Source organism: Stenotrophomonas sp. 3diitr2024, assembly GCF_042136455.1.
GTDB lineage: Bacteria > Pseudomonadota > Gammaproteobacteria > Xanthomonadales > Xanthomonadaceae > Stenotrophomonas > Stenotrophomonas sepilia.
Window position 1 is genome coordinate 1 of sequence record NZ_JBHHMJ010000398.1, and the last position, 5567, is coordinate 5567.

General features: G+C 65.3%; 5 protein-coding genes. All 5 read left to right on the forward strand.

Annotated features, from left to right (window positions below; all coding sequences use genetic code 11):
- Positions 1–334 precede the first annotated feature (334 nt).
- The 5 genes from ahpC to ABGA94_RS09970 all read left to right on the forward strand — a co-directional run bounded on the left by ahpC (position 335) and on the right by ABGA94_RS09970 (position 5300).
- On the forward strand, positions 335–898 hold the full coding sequence (gene ahpC, locus ABGA94_RS09950) for an alkyl hydroperoxide reductase subunit C (protein ID WP_005415368.1): 564 nt from the start codon (positions 335–337) through the stop codon (positions 896–898).
- Positions 899–1123: 225 nt separating this feature from the next.
- Positions 1124–2716: an alkyl hydroperoxide reductase subunit F gene (gene ahpF, locus ABGA94_RS09955; RefSeq protein ID WP_375367176.1), complete on the forward strand. Its 1593-nt coding sequence runs from the start codon at positions 1124–1126 to the stop codon at positions 2714–2716.
- Between the two features lie 85 nt (positions 2717–2801).
- Complete coding sequence (locus ABGA94_RS09960; protein WP_049414506.1) at positions 2802–3764, forward strand: LysR substrate-binding domain-containing protein; 963 nt, start codon at positions 2802–2804, stop codon at positions 3762–3764.
- 124 nt (positions 3765–3888) lie between these two features.
- Positions 3889–4293 carry a nucleoside diphosphate kinase regulator gene (gene rnk / locus ABGA94_RS09965; RefSeq protein ID WP_005408156.1) on the forward strand — a complete coding sequence of 135 codons (405 nt, stop codon included), beginning with the start codon at positions 3889–3891 and terminating at the stop codon, positions 4291–4293.
- Between the two features lie 50 nt (positions 4294–4343).
- Positions 4344–5300, forward strand: a complete 957-nt coding sequence (locus tag ABGA94_RS09970) for a transaldolase (protein WP_111129202.1) — start codon at positions 4344–4346, stop codon at positions 5298–5300.
- Positions 5301–5567 lie beyond the last annotated feature (267 nt).

The window sequence follows — 5567 nt, forward strand, 5'->3', positions numbered from 1 at the left end:
CGATGCTCGGCTGCTGCTGGAACAGCCGAGCATCGGCTCGGCTCTACAGATCCACCGTCGAGCATGGCTCGACGCTACAAAAAGCTGGAATCCGTTCAGGTTTCGCCAGAGGGTATAAGGAGGGGCTATCAGCCCTCTTCACACGTCCCGATCGATTTTCCTTGTCACACAAGCAGTTGCAGGATGGGAGCGGCAGGGTTCAGTGCCTGCTCATGGCCATTTGATAGACTTCATCTATCAAATAGATGCAATCAATGGATTGTTCTTATCGCGAGCGAATGGGTAACCTAGCTCCTGTCGATTCACCCACTCCCCTTCACCAAGAGGAAAAATGATGTCCCTCATCAATACCCAGATCCAGCCGTTCGAAGCCAACGCCTACCACAACGGCGAGTTCATCAAGGTTTCCGACGCCAGCCTGAAGGGCCAGTGGTCCGTCCTGATCTTCATGCCGGCCGCCTTCACCTTCAACTGCCCGACCGAGATCGAAGACGCCGCTGACCACTACGCCGAGTTCAAGAAGGCCGGCGCCGAGGTCTACATCGTCACCACCGACACCCACTTCTCGCACAAGGTGTGGCACGAGACCTCGCCGGCCGTCGGCAAGGCCCAGTTCCCGCTGGTCGGCGACCCGACCCACCAGCTGACCCGCGCCTTCGGCGTGCACATTGAAGAAGAAGGCCTGGCCCTGCGCGGCACCTTCATCATCAACCCGGAAGGCGTGATCAAGACCCTGGAGATCCACTCCAACGAGATCGCCCGTGACGTGTCCGAGACCCTGCGCAAGCTCAAGGCTGCCCAGTTCACCGCCGCCAACCCGAACCAGGTCTGCCCGGCCAAGTGGAAGGAAGGCGAGAAGACCCTGACCCCGTCGCTGGACCTGGTCGGCAAGATCTAAAGCAGTACCGGCCTGCCGTGGCCCCACGCCACGGCGCGCCCTTCATCCCCGTGCCGGTCCCCCCGCCGGCGTGGGGGTGAACCCAAGACAGCCAACGCTCGCCCGCCTTGGCCAGCCAGCCCCTTCCACGGTCGCTGTCTTGGGTTCACCCCTACCCCCTGCTGGTCCGCTACCTTCTACAGCGGTGCCACGCCCCCTGTTTGCCTGAAGCCAGGAGATGACCCGATGTTGGACGCCAACCTGCAGTCGCAGCTGAAGACCTATCTGGAGCGCGTGACCCGCCCGATCCAGATCACCGCGCACGCCGACGACGGCGCCAAGTCGCAGGAAATGCTGGAACTGCTGCAGACCCTGGAAAACCTGTCGAACAAGATCACGCTGCAGGTCCTGCGCGATGGCCAGGGCCGCGTGCCGTCCTTCGACCTGGGCACGCCGGGCCAGGACATCCACCTGACCTTCGCCGGCCTGCCGATGGGTCACGAGTTCACCTCGCTGGTGCTGGCCCTGCTGCAGGTCGGCGGCCACCCGTCCAAGGCCACCGCCGAGCTGATCGAGCAGGTGCAGAACCTGGAAGGTGAATACAAGTTCGAAACCTACTTCTCGCTGTCCTGCCAGAACTGCCCGGACGTGGTGCAGGCGCTGAACCTGGCCGCGGTACTCAACCCACGCATCCAGCACGTGGCCATCGATGGTGCGCTGTTCCAGGACGAAGTCGAGAAGCGCGAGATCATGTCGGTGCCGACCGTGTACCTCAACGGTGAAGTGTTCGACCAGGGCCGCATGACCCTCGAGCAGATCGTGGCCAAGCTGGACACCAATGCCAGCAAGCGCGATGCCGAGAAGATCGCCGCCAAGGATGCTTTCGACGTACTGGTGGTCGGTGGTGGCCCGGCTGGCGCCGCAGCGGCGATCTATGCCGCGCGCAAGGGCATCCGTACCGGCATCGCTGCCGAGCGCTTCGGTGGCCAGGTGCTGGACACCATGGCGATCGAGAACTTCATCTCGGTGAAGGAAACCGAAGGCCCGAAGCTGGCCACGGCGCTGGAGCAGCATGTGCGCGAGTACGACGTGGACATCATGAACCTGCAGCGCGCCAGTGCGCTGGTGCCGGCCGGCGAAGACGGCCTGGTGCAGGTGCAGCTGGAGAACGGCGCGGTGCTGAAGTCGCGTTCGGTGATCCTGTCCACCGGCGCGCGCTGGCGGCAGATGAACGTGCCGGGCGAGGACCAGTACCGCAACAAGGGCGTGGCCTACTGCCCGCACTGCGATGGTCCGCTGTTCAAGGGCAAGCGCGTGGCGGTGATCGGCGGCGGCAACTCCGGTGTGGAAGCGGCCATCGACCTGGCCGGCATCGTGTCGCATGTAACCCTGCTGGAGTTCGATTCCAGCCTGCGTGCCGACGAAGTGCTGCAGAAGAAGCTGCGCAGCCTGGGCAACGTCACCGTGCTGACCAGCGCACAGACCACCGAAGTGCTCGGCGACGGCAGCAAGGTCACCGGCCTGGTCTACAAGGACCGCATCGGCGGCGATGCCCACCGCGTCGAGCTGGAAGGCATCTTCGTGCAGATCGGCCTGCTGCCCAACACCGAGTGGCTGAAGGATGTGGTGGCGCTGTCGCCGCGTGGCGAGATCGTCATCGACGATCGCGGCCAGACCAACCTGCCGGGTGTGTTTGCTGCTGGCGATTGCACGACGGTGCCCTACAAGCAGATCATCATCGCCATGGGCGCCGGTTCCACCGCCGCACTGAGCGCGTTCGACCACCTGATCCGCTCGTCGGTGAGCAACAGCAGCGGTGCCGTTGCTGAAGCGGCCTGATCCACCGTTCCCAGATCACCGGGAACATTGTCTGCCTGTCGGGTAACCACGCCGTCAGCCGGTCCGTTACCCCTGGGGTGTAAGGATGAACCTACGTGATCTGAAGTACCTGGTAGCCCTGGCCGACCACAAGCATTTCGGCCGGGCTGCCGCTTCCTGCTTTGTCAGCCAGCCGACGTTGTCCACGCAGATCCGCAAGCTGGAGGAAGAGCTCGGCCTGCCGCTGGTGGAACGCGCACCGCGCAAGGTGATGCTGACCCCGGCCGGCCAGGAAGCGGCCGCACGGGCGCGGGTGATCGTGTCCGAAGTGGAACAGCTGAAGGAAGCGGCGCGACGCAGCCGCGATCCGGAAGCCGGTACGGTGCGCCTGGGGATCTTCCCGACCCTCGGCCCGTACCTGCTGCCGCATGTGATCCCGCGCATCCGCGAGCGCTTCCCGGAGCTGGAACTGCTGCTGGTCGAGGAAAAGAGCGATGTGCTGCTGGACCGCCTGCGCGAAGGCAAGCTCGACGCTGCATTGCTGGCGCTGCCGGTGATCGACGACCAGCTGCATGCCGAGTTCCTGTTCGAGGAACCGTTCCTGCTGGCCGTCTCCGGTCGCCACCCGCTGGCACGTCGCGAGCACCTGGACGTGCAGGAACTGGCCACGCAGAAGCTGCTGCTGCTGGAGGACGGCCATTGCCTGCGCGACCAGGCGCTGGAAGTCTGCCGCCTGTTCGGCGCCAACGAGAAGTCCGAGTTCCGCGCCACCAGCCTGGAAACGCTGCGGCAGATGGTCGCCGCCGACGTCGGCATCACCCTGCTGCCGAGCCTGTCGGTGCAGCCGCCAGTGCCGCGCTCGAACAACATCCGCCTGCTCGACTTCACCGGCGAAGGCCGTCCCAGCCGCCGCATCGCCATGATCTGGCGCCGCAGCTCGGCCATGAACGACTTCCTGATGGACCTGGCCGACCAGTTCAAGCGTCTGCCGCAGGCGCTGTTCACGCTGGAGGCGCTCGATGCCGGCAGCGATGCACCGGCCCTGCCCGGCCCCGCGCTGAACGGCTGAGCCCCCCGCAGTACCGGCCTGGAATCGGCAGGAGTCGATTCCGGCCGCATTTGTCCCCACAATACAGACAGGCGGCGCCAGCAGGTGCCGCCTTTTGCATGGCTTTCAACCAAGGAGCTTCACCATGAGTACCGCCAGCGGCCTGCCGCCGTCGATCACCGTTTCCACCTTCGACATGGACCGCCTGGACGCCATGCTCGAATCCCCTGCGCTGAGCCAGACGCCTGCCGCGCTCGCGCTTGCTGAAGAACTCAACCGGGCCACCGTGCTGGCACCGGACCAGATTCCCGAAGGCATCGTCATGATGCATTCGCGCGTGGAGTGCGAAGATGAAGTGTCGGGCGAGAAGCACGTCCTGACCCTGGTCTTCCCCCGCGAAGCCAACGTCGATGAAGGCAAGGTTTCCGTGCTGGCCCCGGTCGGCAGTGCCCTGCTCGGCCTTTCGATCGGCCAGAGCATCGACTGGAACGCGCCCGGTGGCCGCAAGCTGCGCCTGCGCGTGACCGCGGTCCACAACGACCGCCCCTGATTACCGCTGCGCACCGCGCGCGATTCGATCCCCCTGCCCCAGGAGCCGTAATGAGTACCCCGTCCAAACTGTCCCAGCTGCGCGAACTGTCCGTGGTCGTTGCCGATACCGGTGACTACGAGGCGATCAAGCGCCTGCAGCCGGTGGACTGCACCACCAATCCGACCCTGGTGAAGAAGGCGCTGGACCTGCCGGTCTACGCCGAGCTGATCGAACGCGAACTGGCCTGGGGCCGCCAGCAGAGTGGCGACCGCGAAGCCGTGGTGCACGCCGTGGCCGACCGCCTGACCATCGGCGTCGGCGCGCTGCTGAGCACGCTGGTGCCGGGCCGGGTGTCCACCGAGGTGGATGCCGACCTGGCTCACGACACCGCTGCCACCGTGGCCAAGGCCCGCCAGTTCATCCAGATGTACGCCGATGCCGGCGTGCCGCGCGAGAAGATCCTGATCAAGATCGCCGCGACCTGGGAAGGCGTGGAAGCCGCGCGCATCCTGCAGGCCGAGGGTATCGACTGCAACCTGACCCTGATCTTCAACCCGACCCAGGCGCTGGCCTGCAGCGAAGCCGGGGCGTTCCTGATCTCGCCGTTCGTCGGCCGCATCCTGGACTGGTACGTGGCCAACGGCCAGGCCCCGGCCACCATCGATGAAGACCCGGGCGTGAAGTTCGTGCGCGGCGTGTATGCCGAATTCAAGCGTCGCGGTTCGCCGACAGTGGTGATGGGCGCCTCGTTCCGTTCGACCGCGCAGATCGAAGCACTGGCCGGCTGCGACCGCCTGACGATCTCGCCGGACCTGCTGGAGAAGCTGGACGCCGACCACGGCGAGCTGCCGCGCAAGCTGGTAGCCGGTGCAGCCGATGGCACGGCGGTGACCCCGATCGATGCGGCGAAGTTCGCGGCGGACCTGGCGGCCGATCCGATGGCCACCGAGAAGCTGGCGACCGGCATCGATGCGTTTGCCAAGGATCTGGAAGCGCTGCGCGAGCGGATCCGCGCGGCACTGTGAGGGTTTCGGCCAACGGCTGAGCCCCTCGTGGCGGGTCGGTTGGTCGCGAAGAGCAAAAAGCCGCGCTGGGTCGGGCGGGTTGGGTTCGCGGGAGACGCCGTGAATCCATCCCTGGAGGCTTGGCCGCCGCATCCATGCGGCTCACTGATCTGGCCCCCCGTCAGCGGACGCCAAGAAGCGATACTTTGATCGCACTTGGAGGTCCCTTATGTCCCGTATCACCCGTCGTAGCTATACCGATGAGTTCAAGCACCAAGCCGTGGAGTT

Excerpts from the sequence above, each read along its gene's own strand:
- ahpC (WP_005415368.1), top strand. The coding sequence starts at position 335 with ATGTCCCTCATCAATACCCAGATCCAGCCGTTCGAAGCCAACGCCTAC.
- rnk (WP_005408156.1), top strand. The coding sequence starts at position 3,889 with ATGAGTACCGCCAGCGGCCTGCCGCCGTCGATCACCGTTTCCACCTTC.
- ahpF (WP_375367176.1), top strand. The coding sequence starts at position 1,124 with ATGTTGGACGCCAACCTGCAGTCGCAGCTGAAGACCTATCTGGAGCGC.
- ABGA94_RS09960 (WP_049414506.1), top strand. The coding sequence starts at position 2,802 with ATGAACCTACGTGATCTGAAGTACCTGGTAGCCCTGGCCGACCACAAG.
- ABGA94_RS09970 (WP_111129202.1), top strand. The coding sequence starts at position 4,344 with ATGAGTACCCCGTCCAAACTGTCCCAGCTGCGCGAACTGTCCGTGGTC.